This is a genomic window from Microbacterium arborescens, assembly GCF_030369635.1.
Lineage (GTDB): Bacteria > Actinomycetota > Actinomycetes > Actinomycetales > Microbacteriaceae > Microbacterium.
Genome location: NZ_CP128474.1, coordinates 1,339,999 through 1,361,130 on the forward strand (window position 1 = coordinate 1,339,999; position 21,132 = coordinate 1,361,130).

Annotated in this window: 17 protein-coding genes, 2 tRNA genes and 1 other RNA gene; 9 read left to right on the forward strand and 11 right to left on the reverse strand. The window is 69.8% G+C overall.

Annotated features, from left to right (window positions below; translation table 11 throughout):
* The first annotated feature begins 1 nt into the window (after nucleotide 1).
* Nucleotides 2–75: transfer RNA gene (locus QUC20_RS06335), tRNA-Ile, on the forward strand.
* A gap of 51 nt (nucleotides 76–126) precedes the next feature.
* On the opposite strand, the gene QUC20_RS06340 is transcribed toward QUC20_RS06335, so the two are convergent.
* The gene (locus QUC20_RS06340; RefSeq protein ID WP_120262894.1) at nucleotides 127–318 is read right to left on the reverse strand and encodes a hypothetical protein; all 192 of its coding nucleotides are present in this window, start codon (nucleotides 316–318) and stop codon (nucleotides 127–129) included.
* 204 nt (nucleotides 319–522) lie between these two features.
* On the opposite strand from QUC20_RS06340, the gene QUC20_RS06345 reads away from it, so the two are divergent.
* On the forward strand, nucleotides 523–1,026 hold the full coding sequence (locus QUC20_RS06345) for a DUF3145 domain-containing protein (protein WP_120262893.1): 504 nt from the start codon (nucleotides 523–525) through the stop codon (nucleotides 1,024–1,026).
* Between the two features lie 157 nt (nucleotides 1,027–1,183).
* Here the strand turns inward: QUC20_RS06345 and QUC20_RS06350 are convergent, their stop codons facing one another.
* The 6 genes from QUC20_RS06350 to aceE all read right to left on the reverse strand — a co-directional run bounded on the left by QUC20_RS06350 (nucleotide 1,184) and on the right by aceE (nucleotide 8,779).
* Nucleotides 1,184–2,422: a beta-ketoacyl-[acyl-carrier-protein] synthase family protein gene (locus tag QUC20_RS06350; RefSeq protein ID WP_120262892.1), complete on the reverse strand. Its 1,239-nt coding sequence runs from the start codon at nucleotides 2,420–2,422 to the stop codon at nucleotides 1,184–1,186.
* 51 nt (nucleotides 2,423–2,473) lie between these two features.
* Entirely contained in the window at nucleotides 2,474–2,722 is a 249-nt protein-coding gene (locus QUC20_RS06355; RefSeq protein WP_091499275.1) for an acyl carrier protein, read from the reverse strand.
* Nucleotides 2,723–2,797: 75 nt separating this feature from the next.
* Nucleotides 2,798–3,799, reverse strand: coding sequence for a beta-ketoacyl-ACP synthase III (locus QUC20_RS06360; RefSeq protein ID WP_120262891.1), 1,002 nt, complete (start codon nucleotides 3,797–3,799; stop codon nucleotides 2,798–2,800).
* Nucleotides 3,796–4,713 (reverse strand): ACP S-malonyltransferase, encoded by a 918-nt coding sequence (locus QUC20_RS06365; RefSeq protein ID WP_289331266.1) that lies wholly within the window; start codon nucleotides 4,711–4,713, stop codon nucleotides 3,796–3,798. The genes QUC20_RS06360 and QUC20_RS06365 overlap by 4 nt, the downstream gene beginning before the upstream one ends.
* A 126-nt stretch (nucleotides 4,714–4,839) precedes the next feature.
* The gene (locus QUC20_RS06370; RefSeq protein WP_120262889.1) at nucleotides 4,840–6,042 is read right to left on the reverse strand and encodes a PucR family transcriptional regulator; all 1,203 of its coding nucleotides are present in this window, start codon (nucleotides 6,040–6,042) and stop codon (nucleotides 4,840–4,842) included.
* A 7-nt stretch (nucleotides 6,043–6,049) separates the two neighbouring features.
* Nucleotides 6,050–8,779 (reverse strand): pyruvate dehydrogenase (acetyl-transferring), homodimeric type, encoded by a 2,730-nt coding sequence (gene aceE / locus QUC20_RS06375; protein ID WP_120262888.1) that lies wholly within the window; start codon nucleotides 8,777–8,779, stop codon nucleotides 6,050–6,052.
* A 137-nt stretch (nucleotides 8,780–8,916) separates the two neighbouring features.
* Between aceE and QUC20_RS06380 the strand changes: the two genes are divergently transcribed.
* The 3 genes from QUC20_RS06380 to QUC20_RS06390 all read left to right on the forward strand — a co-directional run bounded on the left by QUC20_RS06380 (nucleotide 8,917) and on the right by QUC20_RS06390 (nucleotide 11,419).
* Nucleotides 8,917–8,990: transfer RNA gene (locus tag QUC20_RS06380), tRNA-Val, on the forward strand.
* 1 nt (nucleotide 8,991) lies between these two features.
* A complete protein-coding gene (locus tag QUC20_RS06385) occupies nucleotides 8,992–9,723 on the forward strand; it encodes a zinc ribbon domain-containing protein (RefSeq protein ID WP_120262887.1) in 732 nt (243 codons plus the stop codon).
* Between the two features lie 7 nt (nucleotides 9,724–9,730).
* Nucleotides 9,731–11,419 (forward strand): bifunctional 3'-5' exonuclease/DNA polymerase, encoded by a 1,689-nt coding sequence (locus QUC20_RS06390; RefSeq protein ID WP_289331267.1) that lies wholly within the window; start codon nucleotides 9,731–9,733, stop codon nucleotides 11,417–11,419.
* Nucleotides 11,420–11,427: 8 nt separating this feature from the next.
* On the opposite strand, the gene QUC20_RS06395 is transcribed toward QUC20_RS06390, so the two are convergent.
* On the reverse strand, nucleotides 11,428–13,194 hold the full coding sequence (locus QUC20_RS06395; protein ID WP_289331268.1) for a DUF4012 domain-containing protein: 1,767 nt from the start codon (nucleotides 13,192–13,194) through the stop codon (nucleotides 11,428–11,430).
* Between the two features lies 1 nt (nucleotide 13,195).
* Nucleotides 13,196–13,840 carry an LPXTG cell wall anchor domain-containing protein gene (locus QUC20_RS06400; RefSeq protein ID WP_289331269.1) on the reverse strand — a complete coding sequence of 215 codons (645 nt, stop codon included), beginning with the start codon at nucleotides 13,838–13,840 and terminating at the stop codon, nucleotides 13,196–13,198.
* Nucleotides 13,841–13,973: 133 nt separating this feature from the next.
* On the opposite strand from QUC20_RS06400, the gene rnpB reads away from it, so the two are divergent.
* An RNA gene (gene rnpB, locus QUC20_RS06405) (RNase P RNA component class A) lies at nucleotides 13,974–14,332 on the forward strand.
* Nucleotides 14,333–14,564: 232 nt separating this feature from the next.
* On the opposite strand, the gene QUC20_RS06410 is transcribed toward rnpB, so the two are convergent.
* Nucleotides 14,565–15,485, reverse strand: coding sequence for a phosphatase PAP2 family protein (locus QUC20_RS06410; protein ID WP_289331270.1), 921 nt, complete (start codon nucleotides 15,483–15,485; stop codon nucleotides 14,565–14,567).
* A gap of 151 nt (nucleotides 15,486–15,636) precedes the next feature.
* Nucleotides 15,637–16,461 carry a polyphosphate--glucose phosphotransferase gene (ppgK, locus tag QUC20_RS06415; RefSeq protein ID WP_289331271.1) on the reverse strand — a complete coding sequence of 275 codons (825 nt, stop codon included), beginning with the start codon at nucleotides 16,459–16,461 and terminating at the stop codon, nucleotides 15,637–15,639.
* Nucleotides 16,462–16,539: 78 nt separating this feature from the next.
* Here ppgK and QUC20_RS06420 point away from each other — a divergent pair, with 78 nt between their 5' ends.
* Genes QUC20_RS06420 through QUC20_RS06430 form a run of 3 tightly spaced genes read left to right on the forward strand, consistent with a single transcriptional unit; the run spans nucleotide 16,540 to nucleotide 21,127 of the window.
* The gene (locus QUC20_RS06420) at nucleotides 16,540–16,761 is read left to right on the forward strand and encodes an SPOR domain-containing protein (RefSeq protein WP_120262881.1); all 222 of its coding nucleotides are present in this window, start codon (nucleotides 16,540–16,542) and stop codon (nucleotides 16,759–16,761) included.
* Between the two features lie 33 nt (nucleotides 16,762–16,794).
* Nucleotides 16,795–18,132, forward strand: coding sequence for a type I glutamate--ammonia ligase (gene glnA, locus QUC20_RS06425; RefSeq protein ID WP_120262880.1), 1,338 nt, complete (start codon nucleotides 16,795–16,797; stop codon nucleotides 18,130–18,132).
* A 4-nt stretch (nucleotides 18,133–18,136) separates the two neighbouring features.
* Nucleotides 18,137–21,127 (forward strand): bifunctional [glutamine synthetase] adenylyltransferase/[glutamine synthetase]-adenylyl-L-tyrosine phosphorylase, encoded by a 2,991-nt coding sequence (locus QUC20_RS06430; protein WP_289331272.1) that lies wholly within the window; start codon nucleotides 18,137–18,139, stop codon nucleotides 21,125–21,127.
* Nucleotides 21,128–21,132 lie beyond the last annotated feature (5 nt).

The window sequence follows — 21,132 nt, forward strand, 5'->3', positions numbered from 1 at the left end:
GGGGGCGGTGGCCAAGCTGGTCAAGGCAGCGGGCTCATAACCCGACGATCGTGGGTTCAAGTCCCACCCGCCCTACACGCGAATGGCCGCCCGCGGGCGGCCATTCGCATGCGGAGGTGTGCGGCGTCAGGGGTGCGTGATCGCGGGGTCCTGCGGGAAGCCGGTGTTGTCGTCGCCGGCCTCGAGATCGATGTCACCCCGGTCGGAGCCGGCGCGCGCCGCATCGGCCTTGACCTCGTCGCTGGCGGCATCGGTCGGTGCGGCGTCGTCGGCGTGCGCGTCATCGGCGTCGCGGTGGTGGGGAGTGCTGTCGGACATGCGGCATCCTTTCCTCGGTATGTGACGTCCAGCCTGTCGGCCGCCTCCTCCGCGGGGAAGGCGCTTGACATCGGATGGCGGTCAAAATCGTGACACGGTTGTGATTCTCCAGGTTCGTACGCGATAATCGACGCCATAACCGAACAACGCCGGCATCCGGGCTCAGGTCGTAGGGGAAGACGTACCTGATGAAACGGAGAAGTCATGGCGACACCACAGGCGCGTGGAGTGATCTTCATCCACTCCGCGCCACGCGCGTTGTGCCCGCACCTCGAGTGGGCGGCAGGACGCGCGCTCGGCCGCGCGGTCAGCTTCGACTGGGAAGACCAGCCGGTGCTCGACGGCAGCCGCCGCGCGGAGTTCTATTGGGAAGGCCCCGCCGGAACCGGTGCTGCGCTCGCGACCGCGATACGCGGCTGGGAGCATCTGCGATTCGAGGTGTCGGAAGATCCGACGCCGCGCAGTGACGGGGGGCGGTGGATGCACACGCCGAGCCTCGGCATCCACTACGCCCAGACCGATGCGTCGGGCAATGTCGTGATCGGCGAGGACCGCATCCGCTACGCCGTCGAGATCGCGGCCGGCGACGCCCGTGAGCTCCAGCGCGAGCTCGACGTCGCCCTCGGGGCAGCCTGGGACGAAGAACTCGAGCCGTTCCGTCACGCAGGCGACGACGCTGCCGTCGTGTGGCTCCACAAGGTCGGCTGACACGCGACCACACAGACCCAGTCGGCCCGTGCGTCCGTACCGAGCCCCGGTGGAATGATCCCGGGGGACGGGAGCACGTACGGGACGGCTGACCCGAAAAAAGAACAGGCCCCCGCAGAGCGCGTCCGCGGGGGCCTGTTTCGTCGGTAGCTGCGGTTCAGGCCGATCGGAACGCGACGACCGCGTTGTGGCCGCCGAAACCGAACGAGTTGCTGATCGCCAGGAGGTCACCCTCGCCGAGGCTCTGGGTCTCACCCGACACCCGGAACGGGACGGCCGGGTCCTGCTCGCTGATGTTGATCGTCGGCGGCGCGATGCGCTCGCGCAGGGCCAGGATCGTGAAGATCGCCTCGAGTGCCCCGGTGCCGCCGAGCAGGTGACCGGTCGACGCCTTGGTCGCCGAGACGGGAATCTCGTCGATGCGGTCGCCGAAGACGTTGCGCAGCGCCTGGTACTCGTTGGGGTCGCCGACCGGCGTCGAGGTCGCGTGCGCGTTGATGTGCGCGACGTCGTCGGGCGAGGCGTCCGCCTGCTCGAGAGCCGCGCGGACCGCGCGCGATGCTCCCGCGCCCTCGGGGTCGTTGGCCGTGATGTGGTACGAGTCGGCGGTGACGCCGCCGCCCACCGCGTAGGCGTAGATCTTCGCGCCTCGAGCCTTGGCGTGCTCCTCGGTCTCGAGGATGAGCACTCCGGCGCCTTCGCCCATGACGAAGCCGTCGCGGTCGACGCTCGTCGGACGCGAGGCGGTCGCCGGGTCGTCGTTACGACGCGACAGCGCCTGCATCGACGAGAACGACGCCATCGTGATGGGGTGGATCGCCGACTCGGTGCCACCCGCGATGACGATGTCGGCGAGACCGTCCTGAATATGCTCGATCGCGTTCACGATCGACTCGGTGCTCGACGCGCACGCGCTCGCCACGGTGCGGGCGAACGCACGTGCACGGAAATGCAGCGACAGGTTGCCCGCGGCGGCGTTCGGCATCAGCATCGGGACCGTCATCGGGAGAACCCGGCGCGGCCCCTTCTCGCGAAGCGTGTCCCACGCGTCGAGCAGGGTCCACACCCCGCCGATGCCGGTCGCGAAGTCGACGCCGAGACGCTCGGGATCGACGTCGGGGCTGCCGGCATCCGCCCAGGCCTCCATCGCCGCGACCATCGCGAACTGCGACGCCGGGTCGAGGCGCTTGGACACGGGGCGCTCGAGCACGGTCTCGGGTCGCACGATCGCCTCGGCGGCGAAGTGGACCGGGATCTGGTACTTCTCGACCCACTCGTGCTCGAGTGTGCGCGCGCCGGAACGGCCGGCCAGCAGGCCATCCCAGCTCTCGGGCGCGGTGCCGCCCAGGGGCGACGACGCTCCGATTCCGGTGACGACGATTCGCGGGGTGCTCATGGATCTCCTCGGTGGAACCCCGGCGGGGGCGTGTGCCCCCGCCGGTGGGGGTTACGCCTGGTTGGACGTGATGTAGGTGACGGCGTCGCCGACGGTCTTGAGGTTCTTGACCTCTTCGTCGGGGATGGTGACGCTGAACTTCTCCTCGGCGTTGACGACGATCGTCATCATCGAGATCGAGTCGATGTCGAGGTCGTCCGTGAACGACTTCTCCAGGGCGACCTCGTCGGCCGAGATGCCGGTCTCGTCGGTGATGAGCTCGGCGAGTCCTGCGAGGACCTCGTCGTTGCTGAATGCCATGGGGTTTCTCCTTGTTATCTCTGGACCGACCCGGACGCGGGCCGCTGTTCAGTCTAGGTGCGGGGGCCCGCCCGATCAGGGAAGGACGACTACCTGCGCGCCGAAGACGAGCCCCGCCCCGAAGCCGATCTGGAGGGCCAGACCGCCGCTCAGCTCGGGGTTCTCCTCGAGCAGGCGGTGCGTGGCGAGCGGGATGGACGCCGCCGACGTGTTGCCGGTGGTCTCGATGTCGCGACCGATCGCGACGGTCTCGGGCAAGCCGAGCTGCTTGGCGAACTCGTCGATGATGCGCATGTTCGCCTGGTGCGGGATGAACGCGGCGAGGTCGCCTGCCTGAATGCCCGCTTCTTCGAGCGCGCGGCGGGCGACCTTGACCATCTCCCAGACGGCCCAGCGGAACACCGTCGGTCCCTCCTGGCGCAGCGTCGGCCACGGTGCGGTGCCGTCGCGGAATTCCACGAGCGTGTGGTTCATGCCGACCGCGTCGGCCTTGGACCCGTCCGAGCCCCAGACGGTCGGGCCGATGCCCGGGGTATCGCTGGGACCGATGATCGCGGCGCCTGCGCCGTCGCCGAGCAGGAACGAGATCGTGCGGTCGGTCGGGTCGACGATGTCGCTGAGCTTCTCCGCGCCCACGACGGCGACGTAGCGTGCCGCGCCGGCGCGCACCAGCGCATCGGCCTGCGTGACCCCGTACGAGAAGCCGGCGCACGCCGCGTTGACGTCGTAGGCCGCCGCGGGGTTCGCCCCGACGCGGTCTGCGACGATCGCCGAGACCGACGGCGTCTGCTTGGGGTTCGAGATCGTCGAGACGATCACGGCGTCGACCTGATCGGCGGGCACGCCGCTGCGCCGGATGGCCTCGGCCACGGCGTCGGCGGCGAGGTCGATGACCGTGGTGTCCTTATCGGCGCGGACGCGGGTCACGATGCCGGTTCGCTGGCGGATCCACTCGTCACTCGAGTCGATGGGGCCGACGAGGTCGTCGTTCGGCACCGCGTTCTGGCCGCGCGCGGCGCCGTAGGCGTAGATGCGGGTGTGGGCGGGGCCGGTGGCCTGGCGAATGGCGGCGGTCATGCGGCACCTCCGGAGATGAGAGCGGATGCGGCGGCGAGGTCGTCGGGGGTCTTCACGGCGACCGAGGGCACACCGCGCAGAGCGCGCTTCGCGAGACCCACGAGGGTGCCGGCGGGCGCGAACTCGATGATGCCGGTCACCCCGTGCTCGGCGAACGAGGACATGCAGAGATCCCAGCGCACGGGTGAGGCGACCTGAGTGACCAGCCGGTCGAGCGCCTCGCGGCCGTCGCTGACGACGGCGCCGTCGCGGTTTGACCACAGGGTGAGGGCGGGATCGCTCACGGAGGTCGCGGATGCCGCCTCGGCGAGCGTCTCGACCGCCGGTGCCATGTACCGCGTGTGGAACGCGCCGGCGACCTGCAGGGGGATGACCCGGGTCGACGCGACCGGCTCGGCGGCGAGGTCGGCGAGGGCGTCGAGAGCGCCGGCGGCGACGATCTGGCCGCCGCCGTTGTAGTTGGCCGGAGTGAGGTCGAGTTCGTGGAGGCGAGCGACCACCGCATCCTGATCTCCGCCGAGGACGGCGCTCATACCGGTCTGCTCGCGCGTCGCGGCATCCGCCATGGCGCGGCCACGGAGGCCGACCAGCCGCATCGCGTCGTCGTCGCGGAGCACGCCGGCCGCCGCGAGTGCGGCGATCTCGCCGACGGAGTGGCCGGCTACACCGGCGGGACGCGCAGCTTCACGCACGAGCGCGTCGTATGACAGCAGGCTCGCGGCGACGATGAGCGGCTGCGCCACGGCGGTGTCGCGGATGCGGTCGGCATCCCATTCGGTGCCGGCGGCGACGAGGTCGACTCCGGCGAGGTCGGAGTAGCGCTCGAGGCGCTCGCGCGCGCCCTCCAGCTCGAGCCACGGGGCGAGGAAGCCGGGGGACTGCGACCCCTGCCCGGGGAACACGGCGATGATCACTGTTACATCCTTCCAAGTTCAGCAGCTCGACCGCTGGCGACGATGTCACAACAATGCGGCGAACCTTTGTGTCGACCGTACAGTCGACGATCGTGAGTGCGGCTCCGGCTCTCCGGCTGCGTGTCGTCAGCTCCGGCGCGACTGCGGCGTACGCCGCCTCGTGAGGTCGTTGCCGATGGAGCCCAGGATGAGTGCGGTCTGCAGGATCAGCGCCTCGCGAGGGCCGGTGGCGTCCCATCCGATGACGTCCGAGACGCGCTTCAAGCGGTACCGCACGGTGTTCGGATGGACGAAGAGCTCACGTGCGGTGGCTTCGAGGGAGCGCCCGTTGTCGAGGTAGCTCCACAAGGTCGCGACGAGGTCGGGCGAATGCGCCAGCAGCGGACGGTAGATGCGCTCGACCAGGGTGGCCTTGGCGACGGGGTCGCCGGCCAGCGCGCGCTCGGGCAGCAGATCATCCGCCTCGACCGGGCGCGGGGCGTGACGCCAGGCGCTCGCGACCGCGAAGCCGGCCAGGGCGGCGCGGGCGCTCTGGCTCGCGTCGACCAGCGCGGGCACGGTGGGTCCGAGCACCAGATGGCCGGGTCCGAAGCCCGGCTCGAGTCGGGCCGCGATCTCGAGGAAGGTCAACTCGGGCACCGGTTCGACGCGGCCCGGCAGATCGGCGCGTCCGATCACGAGCACCAAGCGCAATCCTTGAACGCCGACGAGGACGTCGACGCCCATCTTGCGCGCGGCCCGGCGCAGCTGGTCGACGTCGAACTGCGGGGGAGTCGTGCCGACGAGGACCGCGACCGCGCCGTGCCCGTGCCACCCGAGTGCCGCGATGCGGCTCGGCAGCTCCTCGTCGGTCTCACCCGTCAGGATCGAGTCGACCACGAGGGCTTCGAGGCGCGCGTCCCACAGCCCGCGGGCCTCCGCCGCGCGGGCGTAGACGTCGGCGGCGGCGAAGGCGACGTCGCGCGAGTACTTCAGGATCGCTTCGCGAACGTCGTCGCCCCGGTGCGCCACCCGTTCTTCGGTGACCTCCACCGTGACCCGCACGAGCTGCAGGGTCTGCGTCAGGCTGACGCTGCGCAGCAGCTCGCGCGGGGCCGCGGCGAAGATGTCGGCGGCGATGCGCGGTGTGGAGGTCGGGTCCTCGTACCACTGGATGAACGAGGTGATGCCCGCCTGCGCGACCAGTCCCACAGAGGACCGGCGCGCAGGCGGCATCTCGGCGTACCAGGGCAGCGTCTCCTCGAGGCGATTGATCGTGGCCGTGGCCAGATCACCCGAGATCCGGCGGAGCCACGCGAGTGTCTCCGCCTTCGAGCTGTCGTCGGTCACCGAAGGGTCAGCTCTCGCCGCCTGCGTTTCCGCTGGTGCCTGCCGTCACATCGTGCAGGCGGTAGCGTTCGATGGCCTGCGCCGACAGGCCGCGGTCGACCACGCCGTCCTCGGCCAGAGCCTGGAGTGTCCGCACCACGATCGACGGGCCGTCGATCTTGAAGAACCGACGAGCAGCGGGGCGGGTGTCGGAGAAGCCGAAGCCCTCCGCGCCCAGCGTCGCGAAGCGGCGCGGCACCCAGGGCCGGATCTGGTCCTGCACGGCGTGCATGAAGTCGCTCACTGCGACGACGGGGCCCTCCGAGTCGTTCAGCTTCTGCGTGACGAAGGCCGTCCGCGGCTCATCGGTCGGGTGCAGGAAGTTGTGCTCGTCGACGGCGAGACCATCGCGACGCAGCTCGGTCCAGCTCGTGACCGACCAGACGTCCGCGACCACGCCCCAGTCGTCCTTGAGGAGCTTCTGTGCCTCGTAGGCCCACGGAACTCCGACGCCCGAAGCGAGCAGCTGTGCACGGGGCCCGTCGCCCTCGCCGACGCTCACGCGGTGGATGCCGCGGATGATGCCGTCGACATCGACATCCTCGGGCTCCTTGGGCTGCACCAGCGGCTCGTTGTAGAGCGTGATGTAGTACATGACGTTGGGGTCGGGGTGGTTCCCGCCGTACATGCGCTCGAGACCCGAGCGCACGATGTGGGCGATCTCGTACCCGTAGGCCGGGTCGTACGACACGGTGGCGGGGTTGGTCGAGGCGAGCAGGTGCGAGTGACCGTCGGCGTGCTGCAGGCCCTCGCCGGTCAGCGTCGTGCGGCCGGCCGTCGCGCCCATGATGAACCCGCGGGCCATCTGGTCGCCGGCTGCCCACTGAGCGTCTCCGGTGCGCTGGAAACCGAACATCGAGTAGAAGACGTACACCGGGATGAGCGGCTCGCCGTGCGTGGCGTACGACGTCCCGATCGCGGTGAACGCCGCGACGGCTCCGGCCTCGTTGATGCCGACGTGGAGGATCTGGCCCTGCGGGCTCTCCTTGTAAGCCAGCAGCAGCTCGCGGTCGACCGAGGTGTAGTTCTGACCATGCGGGTTGTAGATCTTCGCCGTCGGGAAGTACGCGTCCATGCCGAACGTGCGTGCCTCGTCGGGGATGATCGGCACGATGCGGTGACCGAAGTCCTTCGCGCGCAGCAGATCCTTGAGCAGGCGGACGAACGCCATCGTGGTGGCGATCTCCTGCGTGCCCGAGCCCTTCTTCGGCAGCGCGTACGACTCGTCGCCGGGGAGCGTCAGCGGCGCATGCTTCGTCCGGCGCTGCGGCAGGAACCCACCGAGCTCACGACGACGCTCGAGCATGTAGCGGATCGTCTCGTCCTCGGCGCCCGGGTGGTAGTACGGCGGGAGGTACGGGTTCTCCTCGAGCTGCGCGTCGGTGATCGGGATGCGCATCGAGTCGCGGAAGTGCTTGAGGTTCTCGAGCGTCATCTTCTTCATCTGGTGGGTCGCGTTGCGGCCCTCGAAGTGGTGACCGAGTCCGTAGCCCTTGATCGTCTTCGCGAGGATGACGGTGGGCTGGCCCTTGTGCTCCATCGCCTGCTTGTAGGCGGCGTAGACCTTCTGGTAGTCGAGACCGCCGCGGCGGAGCTTGCCCCAGATGTCGTCGTCCGACCAGTCCTTCACGAGAGCGGCCGTGCGCTCGTCGCGCCCGAAGAAGTGCTCGCGGATGAAGGCGCCGTCCTCGGCGCGGTACGTCTGGAAGTCGCCGTCGGGGGTCGTGTTCATCAGTCGGACGAGGGCGCCCTCGTCATCCTGCGAGAGGAGCTCGTCCCAACCGCGGCCCCAGACGACCTTGATGACGTTCCAGCCCGCACCGCGGAAGTACGCCTCGAGCTCCTGGACGATCTTGCCGTTTCCGCGGACCGGTCCGTCGAGGCGCTGGAGGTTGCAGTTGATCACGAAGGTGAGGTTGTCGAGGCCCTCGTTGGCTGCGACCTGCAGCTGACCGCGGCTCTCGACCTCGTCCATCTCGCCGTCGCCGAGGAAGGCCCATACGTGCGAGTCGGACAGGTCCTTGATGCCCCGGTTGGTGAGGTACTTGTTGTTCATCGCCTGGTAGATGGCGTTGATCGGGCCGAGACCCATCGAGACCGTCGGGAACTGCCAGTAGTCGGGCATCAGGCGCGGGTGCGGGTACGACGGGATGCCGTCGGGCGCCTTCGACGCCTCCTGACGGAAACCGTCCAGCTGGCTCTCGCTCAGACGCCCCTCGAGGTACGAGCGGGCGTAGATGCCGGGCGACGCGTGGCCCTGGATGAAGATCTGGTCGCCGCCGGACGGGTGGTCGGGGCCGCGGAAGAAGTGGTTGAAGCCGACTTCGTAGAGCGAAGCCGACGACGCGTAGGTGGAGATGTGACCGCCCACGCCGATGCCGGGGCGCTGCGCGCGGTGCACGGTGACGGCGGCGTTCCAGCGGATCCAGCGACGGTAGCGGCGCTCGAGCTCTTCGTCGCCGGGGAACTCCGGCTCGTTCTCGGGTGCGATGGTGTTGATGTAGTCGGTCACCGGCACCTGCGGGACGTTCAGCTGCAGCTCGTGCGAGGCCTGCAGCAGGCTCAGCATGATCTCGCGACCGCGACCCGAGCCCTTCGCGTCAACCAGCTGGCGCAGCGACTCCTGCCATTCACCGGTCTCTTCCGGGTCGCTGTCCAGGGCGTCCTGGGAGTAGGGGTCTTGATCGTTGACAGTCACGGGCGACCTTTCTCGTATGGCAGATCGTGCCAGGTAATCACCACGGGCAGGGCGCGGGCGTTGTCGGGCGCGCACAAGCACCGCACGACAGCCTACCCACGCTCGGAGGGGTCGGCGCTCTCGTACACTGAGAGCAGGGGCCTATAGCTCAGTTGGTTAGAGCACCTCGTTTACACCGAGGGAGTCGGGAGTTCGAGTCTCTCTGGGCCCACATGAAAGCCACCCCCGCAGATCAGCTGCTGCTGCTGGACATCGCCCGTCTCGACGCGCAGGCCCGCGGAGCGGAGGCCGCGAAGCGCAATCCGGCTCAGGCCGCGCGAGTGAACGAACTGCTTGCGCGCCGTCATGAGCTCTCCATCGAGCTGACCGGCCTGCTCGGGAAGCGCGACGACATCGAGGCGGAGCTCAAGCGCATCGCCTCGGACGTGACTGTCGTCGATGCCCGCTCGGCTCGCGATGTCGAACGCCTCGCGGCCACGTCGAACCCCAAAGACGCGCAAGGACTCGAGCACGAGATCGCTTCGCTCGCTCGCCGGAAGAGCGAGCTCGAGGATGCTCAGCTCGAAGCCATGGAGCGACTCGAAGCCGCCGAAGCCGCGGTGGCGGCGCAGCAGGCGCTCATCGCGGAGGTCAACGACGAGGGCGGTCGATTGAGCGCCGAGGGCAAGGCCGCCGTCGCAGAGGCGCAGGCACGCCTCGACGCCGCGACGCGTGACCGCGCCGCCATCGCGGCGAGGGTGCCGGGCGATCTGCTGGCACGCTACGAGTCCCTCGCCGAGCGCACACCGGGTGCCGGTCTGCTGCAGCGACGCACCTGCGGCGGATGTCACATGGAACTCTCCGGAACCGACCTGAAGGCCATCGCGCAGGCTGCTGACGACGAGGTCGTCACGTGCCCCGAGTGCGGCTGCATCCTCGTCCGCACCGACGAATCCGGTCTGTGATCCGTCGATGACGACCCCGCGCGTCCGCTGGCGCGCGGTCGGGCGCCGCGGTGACGGCGACCTCGACGTCGCGTCGGTGGATGCCGCGGGCGCGGTGATCGAGCGTCATCGTGTCGCGGCTCGAGAGCTGGCGGGCGAGGTCGCAGCAGATCCCGATGCGCGGTGGATCTGGTCCGACACGACGGCCTGGTATCACGGCATCCTCGCCGCCGGCGTTCGGGTGGCGCGGTGCCACGATCTGCGCCTGTGCCATGCGATCCTGCGCGACAGCTCGCTCGTCGCCGATCCCGCCGAACTCCGTGCCGCCGCCGTCTGGGATGCCTCGCCGGAAGACCCGACATCCGATCGTGACGTCCTGTTCGCACTCGAACCCGCAGCCGACGCGCTCCCGCACGATCTCGACGCGACGCTGGCGGAGTTCTCGCGGCAGACGCGCGCGATGGCGAGCGCGATCGACCCCGGACGCCTGCGTCTGCTGACGGCTGCCGAGTCCGCCGGAGCGCTCGTCGCGGTCGAGCTGCACGTCGCGGGCGTCCCCTGGAGTCGCGAGGTGCACGACGCGATCCTCGCTGATGCGCTCGGGCCACGGCCGCGCCCGGGGGAGCTGCCGAGCCGCGTGCGCGACCTGGCCGACCGGGTGCGTGCGGCTCTCGATGACCCGACGGCGAGTCTCGACTCGCAACCGCGTCTGCTGCGTTCGCTGCACCGGGTCGGCGTGCTCGTGGAGTCGACGAGCAAGTGGGAGCTCCAGCGTCATGAGCATCCCGTGATCGAGCCGCTCCTGGCGTACAAGCGTGCCACGCGCCTGCTCAGCGCCAACGGCTGGGCATGGATGGACGAGTGGATCCCGAACGACCGGTTCCGTCCGGTCTACGTCCCCGGTGGCGTGGTCACGGGCCGATGGGCGTCGTCGGGCGGGGGAGCGCTTCAGCTGCCGCGGATGCTGCGGCCGGCGGTGCGGGCCGACCCGGGATGGCAGCTGGTGATCGCCGACGTCGCTCAGCTCGAGCCCCGCATCCTCGCCGCGATGTCCGCCGACCTGGCGCTCGCGGAAGCCGCGCGCGGGCGCGACCTGTACGAGGGCATCGTGGCCCGCGGTACCGTCCCATCGCGTCAGGAGGCGAAGATGGCGCTCCTCGGCGCGATGTACGGAGCCACCACCGGTGACAGCGGGCGCCTGGTCCCGTCGCTGCGCCGTGCCTACCCCCGCGCGATGGCCCTCGTCGACGACGCGGCGCGGGTGGGCGAGGAGGGCGGCTCGGTGCGCACCCTGCTCGGCCGCACGAGTCCGGCACCCTCGGCGGCATGGCGGGATCTCCACGCGGATGCCGCTGAGCCCGAGGCCTCCGATGCCATCAAGACGCTCGCGCGATCACGGGCGCGCGAGCGCGGCCGCTTCACGCGGAACTTCGTCGTCCAGGGGACGGCGGCCGAGTGGGCGCTCGCCTGGCTGGCCGACCTCCGGCAACGGCTCGCGGTGTTTCCGAGCGTCGGTGGTCACCCCGTGACGGCGCGGGCGCACCTCGCGTTCTTCCTCCATGACGAGATCATCGTGCATGCCCCGGCCGAGCACGCCGAGGCGGCCGCGGCGGCCGTTCGCGAGGCGGCGGATGCGGCCGGCCGGCTGCTGTTCGGCTCATTCCCGCTCGACTTCCTGCTCGACGTGCGTATCGCGGTGTCGGCCGACAAGGACTGAGCCGGGGCTCAGGCGCATGCGGCGCCGGGCTCGAGTTGCGCGACGTCTCGCAACAGGGGTGTATGGATCACGCGAGGGGCGATCTCGGCGTCGTCGGGCGCGATGAAGCGGAACCGCAGGGACTGAGCGTCGCCGGGCGCGAGCGTCGACCGGGCGACGCTCGTCGGCACGCCGGCGTCGACGACCTGACGTGAGGGCACCGCCGCGGTTCCGTCGTCGACTGATCCGAAGAACCAGCCGGGAGGTGCGGCCACCCCGACGTCGGTGACGATGTCGCCGGGGCTGGCGGGGTTGTACATCCCCGTCATCGAACCGGGATACCCCCGCGCCTCGGGCGGCGCGTTGTTGTGCAGGCGTACCTCCACGACCACCTCGGCACGCCCGTCGGGACGGCACCCCGACGACACGACGCCGACGGCCATGTCCAGGTAGGAGTCGAGCTTGGTCGTCGTCGCGTCGTTGAGGAGCACCGAGAACACGTCGCCGGTGCCGGTGAGCTGTCGCGCCCGCATCCCCGACAGCGGCCCCTCGCGGAGATGACGCTGCTCGTCTTCGTGGGCGCTCCACACGCTCACGCGCCCGTCTGCGACGGCGTCGCCGATCGCGCCGAGAATCGATGCCACATCGACGTCACCGGAAAGCAGCCGCGTGACGACGGCGGACACGACCTCCCGCTGCAGGGCGGTCTGCTCGTCCGTGGAGGAGTGCAGGTACGGGTCGACCAGGACTGCCTGGACGAAGCCGGCCGCATCGACGGTCGCGCCACCGGACAGGTGGACGGGACCCGTGGCGGTCAGCAGCGAGCGCAGCACCACGGGATCGACCGCGACGACCGCGTCGGGCTCGCTGCCCGTGCTGCTCTGCCACCAGGTGCGCATGAGCCGAGCCGAGAGCTCGAAGTCGGGTGTCATCGTCGCATTCTGGACGTAGGTTCCCACCACGTCGCCGTACAGCTCTGACACGGAGGCGGGCAGCTCGATCACGGGAACACGACGGGGCGCGAAGTTCGACGAGTCCGTGTGCTCACGCACCTCGAGCCGGCCCTCACGGGCTTCGAGGAGAAGGAACGTGCCGGTCAGTCCGCCGCCCGCGCGGAGCTCCGCGGAGTTCTGCACCGAGACCAGCACTTCGCGGGTGCCGTCGACGCCGAGCATCGACGGCACCCACCGTGATGCTCCGGCGGCCGCGGAGATCGAGTCCGCGGCCGGTCGGAGCACCGTCTGGAGCGTGCTCAGCCCGTCGCGAATCGGTGGCAGGAGAGCCGATTCGTCGATCCCATCGAGATCGGCGGCCGTCGCGCGAAGCGTCGTCGCTGCGCGTCCGAGCGCCGGCGATGCGTCGCGGAGCACTCCCGCGAGTGCGCCGATGTCGCCCCCGGCGATCGTCTCGCCGAGCCCGGGGGTCGCGAGCACATCGTCCAGCGCCGGAACCGCGGTGGCTGCCCCCGCCGCGGCGGCGTGGACAGCCTGGAAGTTCGTCCCCACACCCGGCAGGGACGACGCGAGCCCCCAGACCGGGTCTCCGGTGAGCTGCTCCGCACGTGCCGCGTGCTCGCCGATGTCGGAGAGGGCCACCTGAACGGCATCCACGTCGCGCTGCTGCAGTGCCGCGCGAAGCCCGGTCGCCGCCGCCTGTACCTCGCGGAGCTCGCCCGCGGCGAGCACGCCTCGCACGCCGATCCACCCCGCCGCCGCCAGCCCGATTGCGGCCGCCACGATGACGACACGGGTGCGCCTGCGGCGGCGAAGGCGCCGTTCCAGCGCCGTCGCAGCCATCTCAGGCGCGCCGGTGGCGACGGCGCTGCAGCACGAGCAGCGCCCCGGCGACGAAGGCGCCCACGGCGGCGACCGCGAGCGCGATCGGTCCGCTCGCGCTGCCGCCCGTGGCAGGCAGCGCTGCGACCGCTGCATCGCGCACGCCGTTCGGCGACGTCGCGCAATCGGGCGTGGAAGCCGGATAAGCGACGGGAACGGCGAGATCGGGGTTCACCCGCAGGGTCGCGGCGATGTCGCCACGAGTCCAGGCGAAGCCGGCATCCGTCGCCGTCCACGTACCGTCGCGGAACTCCCAGCCGGGCCAGCCGGTGCCCCGGCCTTCGTCGTCGACGCTCGCCCCCGGCCACAGCATGCGGCCGCTCAGGCGGTAGTCCTGAAGCGAGCCGAGCGGCACGCTGGTGGTGTTCACGCCGTCGTCGAGAATCAACGACACCGGTGCCGTGGCCTCTTCGACCGTCCCTCCCGTGAGGACCACGTCGAATGAGATCCACGGTGCGTCGGATTCGCAGTCGGTCGTGACCATGGACCCCGCGAGCGTCGCCCCGCTCGGATCATCCGGAGCGTACGTCGTGGCATCCGTCGACGACACAGTCGGCAGCAGGCTCAGCGAACCGAGCAGCACGACAGAAATGACAGAACTATGCATAGCGCCCTCCCCAATGGGCTGCGAGGCCATCTCCCCAGATGGCTTCTGTGAGCACACAGTAGCACCACGGGGCCCGTGCGGCGAGCCGCGGTTCGGGGGAGCGTCCACCCCGCCGGTAGACTCCAGGTGCGAATGGGTCGGCTGGACGGTCGCGTGGCGGGAAACCGCACCGAGGAACGTCCGGGCTCCACAGGACAGGACGGTGGGTAACACCCACCCGGAGTGATCCGCGAGACAGTGCCACAGAAAGCAGACCGCCGGCGTTCGCGTCGGTAAGGGTGAAAGGGTGGTGTAAGAGACCACCGGGGTCGTGGTGACACGACCCGCACGGTAAACCTCGTCCGGAGCAAGGTCAGACAGGGGATGCAGACGCGGTCCGCCGAGTCCCCGGGTAGACCGCTGGAGCGGCACGGCAACGTGTCGCCGAGAGAGATGGCCGTCCACGGGGCTCACGCCCCCGGACAGAACCCGGCGTACAGGCCGGCCCATTCGCCCCCGACCGCCCCTGCGCAGCCGTCGCGGCGCGGGCCTCGCTCGTGGCAGGTGTCGCTCCCGGCGCCGGGACGCATTCCCCAAACGTGAGCCCCGGTGCCGGGAGCGACCTCTCACCGTCGCAGGCAGTCATGTCGCCCCGGAAGGGGCTATCGTGCACGGCACGCACCACGTACCTTCATTGCGTTCAACCGACCGCGGAGGCGCGGGTCGCGCGTCGAGTCTTCAGGCGCTACGAGCCGGTGCTCGCGGTCGTCATCCCCGAGATCCTCTGATCGTCGTCGCCCGGTTCGGCTTGCTGAAGGTCAGCGACCCACGACCGGACCACGAGGATCACGCGGAGGATGAGCAGCGATGCCGCCGCTCCTGTCACACCGTCGATGGCCGTGACCCAAGGCAGAGCACCCCATGCCGCGACGATGCCGGCAACAGTGATCACGGCGACCATGCCGGTGAGCAACCACGCTCTGCGTGCCGGGTCGGCACGTTCACTGGTCGGCGCGGGGCGGCGCGTGCGCGACGGCGGCGGCTGACGGGGGCTCCGCAGGTGCACGACGGATCCCGTCAGCGTGAAGACGGCGATCGTGAGCAGCGCGGCGCCGATGATCTCGCTCGGGCGGTGGTTTCCGATCACGATGATCGCCGAGGTGGCCAGCGCCATCCAGACCCCGAGCACGGGGGCGACCCACCGCTTCCAGGCCCGCGGCACCACGATGAGCAAGGCGGCAGCTACGGCGAGGACGACAACAGCGTGGCCGCTCGGATAGCTGACTGCGTCGTCACGCGAATCGACCAGCAGGGGACGTCCGAAGACCGACTTGAACCCTTCAGATCCCAGCACCGCTCCGGGGGTCGCGACGACAACCCAGAGGGCTGTCCGCCCGTGTCGTCTCGCTGCCGCGATGACGACGGCCAGGAGGGTCCCCACCACGATCGTGGCGCGGTCGTAGGAGAGCGGCGGAAGATCATTCTGGCGGAGCCAGTAGCCGACAGTGTCGAAGACCTCGTACTTCCATGCCCACCCGTTCTCCAATGACTGCCCGGCAGCCGTGAGGTTGAAAAAGAGGTACAGGACGAAGAAGAGGGCCACCGCGATGAGGCCCGTCATGATCATCCGTGCCCGCACCGAGAAGCGAGGGCGAGGTTCATGCATCCTGCCAGCCTAGGCGGCACTCGCCGGTTCGCCGTGGAGCACGTCGACCGCCGCTCCGCCCACATAGGGCGCAGTTCCGCGCGTCAGGCGCGGCTTCGAGTGCGCCTGGCACGCGAAACTGCGCCCGAGACCGACGCCGCAGCCACCCGCGTCAGTGGGCGGTCGTGCCGGCGAGGTCTTCCGTGGTCTCGTCGAGGACGCCGGGCCGTTCGCCCGCGAGAGCGAGGGCCGCCGCGCCGATGATGCCGGCGTTGTTGCGGTGGACGGCGGGGACGATGGGCGTCTTCAGATCGAGCAGCGGCAGGAACTTGTCGGCGTGCTTCGACACGCCGCCCCCGACGACGAACAGGTCGGGGGAGAAGAGGAACTCGATGTGGCTGTAGTACCACTGCAGCCGTTCGGCCCATTCGGGCCAGTCGAGCTCATCGCGTTCCATCGCGGAGTACGCGGCCCACGCCTCGGCGTCCTTGCCGTGCTTGGCGCGCTGCACGTGGCCGAGCTCGGAGTTGGGGATCAGCACGCCGTTGTAGATCATCGCCGACCCGATACCGGTGCCGAGGGTCGTGAGGATGACGAGCCCGTCCTGGCCGCGTGCGGCGCCGTAACGCAGCTCGGCGACCCCGGCGACATCCGCGTCGTTGGCGAAGTGGATCTGACGACCGAGCCCCTGCTCGAAGAAGGTCTCGGCCTCGAAGTCGATCCAGGTGTCGGCGACGTTGGCCGCGGAGAGGGTGCGGCCGTTCTTCACGATCGCGGGGAATGCCACGCCGAGCGGGACGTCGCCTGCAGCGGTGACCTCGAGGCGGTCGAGGACCACCTTCACGGCACCGAGGACGTCTTCGGGCTCGGCGCCCTTAGGGGTCGCGACCTTGATGCGGTCGGTCAGGAGGTCGCCGGTCGACAGATCGACCACCGCTCCCTTGATCCCGGTTCCACCGATGTCCACCCCGACGGCCCGCGTCGCACTCGCACTCATGCGGCTCAGCCTATCGAGCGCGAGCGGGGCCGATTAGGCTCGGATCGAGCGCCACCGTAGGCGCAGTCTGGAGCGACCATGCCCGAGAGCGACGGCGAGTACTGGTACAACCTCACGACACACGAGGTCGAGCGCGGCAAGCAGTCGCCGGGCGCCGATCGCGCGGGTCCCTTCGCCTCTGCCGAGGAGGCCTCCCGCGCGCCGCAGATCATGGCGCAGCGGTCCCAGGCGTGGCGAGAGGACGAGGCGCAGGACGACGACTGGGGCACGCCGCCGTCGGAGGGCGCTCGCCGCCAGTAGTCTGGGATCCGACCCTGTCTCGGAGAGGACGCGATGGACAAGCAGCGGGACTTCGTACTGCGAACGATCGAGGAGCGCGGCGTCAAGTTCGTGCGGCTCTGGTTCACCGACGTGATCGGCACCCTCAAGTCGGTGGCGATCGCCCCGGCCGAGGTCGAGGGGGCCTTCGCCGAGGGGCTCGGCTTCGATGGTTCGGCGATCGAAGGGCTGACGCGCAGCTACGAGTCCGATCTGCTCGCGCACCCCGACCCGACGACCTTCCAGCTGCTGCCCTGGCGGGGTGAGATCGACCCGACGGCTCGGATGTTCTGCGACATCACCACGCCCGACGGCCAGCCCGCCGTCGCCGATCCTCGCAACGTCCTGAAGCGCACCCTCGCGAAGGCGGCCGACTCCGGGTTCACGTTCTACACGCACCCCGAGATCGAGTTCTACCTGCTGAAGTCGTCGTCGTACGGACCCGACGGTCCCGAGCCGGTCGACTCCGCCGGGTACTTCGACAACGTTCCCGGCGGCACGGCCCACGACTTCCGGCGCCGCTCGGTGCGGATGCTGGAAGACCTCGGCATCTCGGTCGAGTACAGCCACCACGAGGGCGGCCCCGGCCAGAACGAGATCGACCTGCGTTACGCGGACGCCCTCGCGACGGCCGACAACATCATGACCTTCCGCACCGTCATCAAGGAGGTGGCGATCGAGCAGGGCGTGTACGCGACCTTCATGCCGAAGCCCCTCAGCGGGCACCCCGGCAGCGGCATGCACACCCACATGTCGCTGTTCGAGGGCGACGTCAACGCGTTCTACGAAGAGGGCGCGCAATACCAGCTCTCGCAGACCGGCCGGCAGTTCATCGCGGGACTTCTGCGCCACGCCAACGAGATCTCGGCGGTCACCAACCAGTTCGTCAACTCGTACAAGCGGCTGTGGGGCGGCGACGAAGCGCCGAGCTTCATCACCTGGGGCCACAACAACCGCTCGGCGCTCGTGCGCGTGCCGATGTACAAGCCCAACAAGAGCCAGTCGTCGCGCGTCGAGTACCGTGCCCTCGACTCGGCTGCCAACCCCTACCTCGCGTACGCGCTGCTGCTCGCCGCGGGTCTCAAGGGCATCGAAGAGGGCTACGAGCTTCCCGCCGAGGCCGAGGACAACGTGTGGTCGCTGACCGACTCCGAGCGGCGCGCCCTCGGTTACGCGCCCTTGCCCGCAAGCCTCGACCACGCTCTCGAGTACATGGAGGAGTCGGAGCTCGTCGCCGAGACGCTCGGCGAGCAGGTGTTCAACTACGTGCTGCTCAACAAGCGTCGCGAATGGCAGAACTACCGTGCCCAGGTGACGCCGTTCGAGCTCAAGAGCAATCTGGAGATGCTCTGAGGCCATGACCCGGTCACCTCGTTCGACCGGACTGACGGGGCTGGCCCGGGCGGGTTTCGACGATCTCGGACGGGCCGACGCCGACCTGGCGGAGCTCGCCGAGCTGACGAGCGTCGATCGCGACGAGCTCGTGGCGTCGGCCGAGGCCGCGGCGGATCCCGACGCAGCTGTCTCCGCCCTCCTGCGCATCGCTCGTCGAGACGCATCGGTCGTCACCGACGCGTTGCGACGCCGCCCCGCAGCGGTCTGGTCGGTGCTGGGTGCGTCGCAGGGGCTGGCGGACTTCTACCTGCGACATCCCGAAGAGCTCGCCGACCTTGCGTCCGACGGCGACGGTCTTCCGACGCGCGACGAGCTGACGGCGCAGATGCTCGAGTCCGTCGGCGCTGACGACGGCTTCGCGGCTTCCTCGGGCGACGATGCGTGGGTCGCGCTACGGGTGCGGTATCGGCGGATGCTGGCGCGGATCGCGCGGTTCGATCTTGCGGCATCCGATCCGACGATCATCTTGCACGCGGTGGCCGCGGCCCTGGCGGATGCCGCGGGGGCGGCGCTGGAGGCGTCGCTCGCCGTCGCGCGCAGCAGACTCGTCGCGGGCGTCCCCGGAGCGGGGCGCTTCGATCGCGACGCGGTCGCCGCGACCCGCCTCGCGATCATCGGGATGGGAAAGTCCGGGGCGCGAGAGCTCAACTATGTCAGCGACGTCGACGTGATCTTCGTCGGCGGCTCCGCCGACGAGGACGTCGTGTCGGAGTCGCAGTCGGTCGAGATCGCAACGAGACTCGCGATCCAGACGATGCGGGGCATCTCGGAGGTCGAGATCGAGCCGCCCCTGTGGGAGGTCGATCCGAACCTGCGCCCGGAGGGGAAGCAGGGCGCGCTCGTGCGCACACTCGAGTCGCACGTCGCCTATTACGACCGGTGGGCGAAGAGCTGGGAGTTCCAGGCGCTGCTCAAAGCCCGGCCGCTCGCCGGCGATGCGGAGCTGGGGGAGCAGTACGTCGACGCCGTCCAGCCGATGGTGTGGGCGAGCGCGGCCCGCGAGAACTTCGTCGAGAGCGTGCAGAAGATGCGCGAGCGCGTGACCGACCACATCCCGCCCGGCGAGGTTGCGCGGCAGCTCAAGCTCGGTCCCGGTGGTATCCGCGACGTCGAGTTCACGGTTCAGCTGCTCCAGCTCGTGCACGGCGCATCGGACGAACGAGTCCGGGAGCGCTCCACACTCGATGCCCTCGATGCGCTCGTCTCGGAGGGCTACATCGGACGCGAGGATGCTTCGCGCTTCGCGCTCGATTATCGGCGCCTCCGCGTGATGGAGCACAGGCTGCAGCTCCGCGAGCTGCGCCGGACCCATCTCATGCCTGAAGACGGAGCAGCGCTGCGCACCCTCGCCCGCTCGTCGCGCCTCGGCGACGGCGGCGACCGGGTGGTCTCGGTATGGGACGACATCAAGCGCGAAGTGCGCGAGATCCACGTGCGGCTGTTCTACCGTCCGCTGCTCTCCGCCGTCGCCGCGCTCCCCGCCGACGAGCACACCCTCTCACCCGAGGCGGCTAAGGCCCGCCTGGCGGCGATCGGGTTCCGCGACCCGGCCGGCGCGCTGCGTCACATCGGAGCGCTGACGAGTGGCCTCAGCCGCAAGGCCGTGATCCAACGCCACCTCATGCCCGTCATGATCCGCTGGTTCGCCGACGGTGTGGATCCCGATTACGGCCTCCTCGCTTTCCGGCGCATCAGCGAGCGGCTCGGGAACACGCCGTGGTTCCTCCGGATGCTGCGCGATTCGTCGGGCGCCGCGGAAAGCCTGACCCGGCTGCTGTCGGGGTCACGATATGTCGGCGAGCTCATGGAGTGGATCCCCGAATCGATCGCGTGGCTCGACTCGCCCGATCAGCTCCGGCCGCGCCCGGGATTCGTGCTGCAGGAGGAAGCCCGCGCCATCCAGACCCGGCATGCTTCCATCGACGATGCCATGGCTGCGGTCCGGGCGCTCAGGCGGCGCGAGCTGCTGCGGCTCGCGATGGCCGCTGTCGTCGGCGAGCTCTCCATCGAAGAGCTCGCGGAGGGCCTGACCACCATCACCGAGGTCACGATCCAGGCGACGCTCCGTGCCGTGCGGCGCGAGGTGCTTCCGCCCGAAGACGATCGCCTCGAGTTCTCCGTCATCGCGATGGGACGCTTCGGCGGGGCCGAACTGGGCTTCGGATCGGATGCCGACATCATCTACGTGTTCGACGCGAACGGCGTCCCCGCTCAGCGCGCTCAGGAACTCGCGCTCCAGCTCGTGCAGGGTGTGCGGCGGTACTCCGAGGACCACCGCCTGCCGCTCGAGCTCGACGCGGGCCTGCGTCCGGAAGGCCGCAACGGCCCGCTCGTGCGTTCTCTGGAGTCGTACGCCGAGTACTACCGGCGCTGGTCGCTGTCGTGGGAGGCCCAGGCTCTCCTGCGCGCCCGTGGCGTCGCGGGAAGTGTGACGCTCATCACCCGGTTCCTGGCCCTCGCCGACGACTTGCGCTATCCCGTGGCGCCCGACGCCCAAGGACTCCGCGAGATCCGGCGTATCAAGGCCCGTGTCGAGAGCGAGCGGCTGCCGCAGGGCCAGGACCGTTCTCGGCACCTCAAGCTGGGACCGGGCGGTCTGAGCGACGTCGAGTGGCTCGTGCAGCTCATTCAGCTCGAGCATGCGCACCGCGCGCCGGGCCTGCGCACGACGTCGACCATCGCCGCCCTCGAAGCGGCGGTCGGCGCCGAGCTCATTCCGCGGGACGCCGCCGAGAAGCTGTTCGCGGCGTGGCGGCTCGCCAGTCGGCTGCGGTCGGCGAACACCCTGCTGTCAGGTCAGACCAGCGACGTCCTGCCCACTGATCGTGGCCGGCTCGACGGAATCGGCCGCCTGCTGGGGTATCCGGCACGATCGGCGACCGTCGTGGAGGAGGATTGGATGCGCGCCGCGCGCCAAGCCCGCCGCGTGTTCGAGAAGCTCTTCTACGGCTAAAGGGG

Bases quoted from the DNA above. Each gene is read 5' to 3' on its own strand.
- QUC20_RS06340 (WP_120262894.1), bottom strand. From the start codon at position 318: ATGTCCGACAGCACTCCCCACCACCGCGACGCCGATGACGCGCACGCC.
- QUC20_RS06345 (WP_120262893.1), top strand. From the start codon at position 523: ATGGCGACACCACAGGCGCGTGGAGTGATCTTCATCCACTCCGCGCCA.
- QUC20_RS06350 (WP_120262892.1), bottom strand. From the start codon at position 2,422: ATGAGCACCCCGCGAATCGTCGTCACCGGAATCGGAGCGTCGTCGCCC.
- QUC20_RS06355 (WP_091499275.1), bottom strand. From the start codon at position 2,722: ATGGCATTCAGCAACGACGAGGTCCTCGCAGGACTCGCCGAGCTCATC.
- QUC20_RS06360 (WP_120262891.1), bottom strand. From the start codon at position 3,799: ATGACCGCCGCCATTCGCCAGGCCACCGGCCCCGCCCACACCCGCATC.
- QUC20_RS06385 (WP_120262887.1), top strand. From the start codon at position 8,992: ATGAAAGCCACCCCCGCAGATCAGCTGCTGCTGCTGGACATCGCCCGT.
- QUC20_RS06390 (WP_289331267.1), top strand. From the start codon at position 9,731: ATGACGACCCCGCGCGTCCGCTGGCGCGCGGTCGGGCGCCGCGGTGAC.
- QUC20_RS06395 (WP_289331268.1), bottom strand. From the start codon at position 13,194: ATGGCTGCGACGGCGCTGGAACGGCGCCTTCGCCGCCGCAGGCGCACC.
- QUC20_RS06400 (WP_289331269.1), bottom strand. From the start codon at position 13,840: ATGCATAGTTCTGTCATTTCTGTCGTGCTGCTCGGTTCGCTGAGCCTG.
- QUC20_RS06410 (WP_289331270.1), bottom strand. From the start codon at position 15,485: ATGCATGAACCTCGCCCTCGCTTCTCGGTGCGGGCACGGATGATCATG.
- ppgK (WP_289331271.1), bottom strand. From the start codon at position 16,461: ATGAGTGCGAGTGCGACGCGGGCCGTCGGGGTGGACATCGGTGGAACC.
- QUC20_RS06420 (WP_120262881.1), top strand. From the start codon at position 16,540: ATGCCCGAGAGCGACGGCGAGTACTGGTACAACCTCACGACACACGAG.
- glnA (WP_120262880.1), top strand. From the start codon at position 16,795: ATGGACAAGCAGCGGGACTTCGTACTGCGAACGATCGAGGAGCGCGGC.
- QUC20_RS06430 (WP_289331272.1), top strand. From the start codon at position 18,137: ATGACCCGGTCACCTCGTTCGACCGGACTGACGGGGCTGGCCCGGGCG.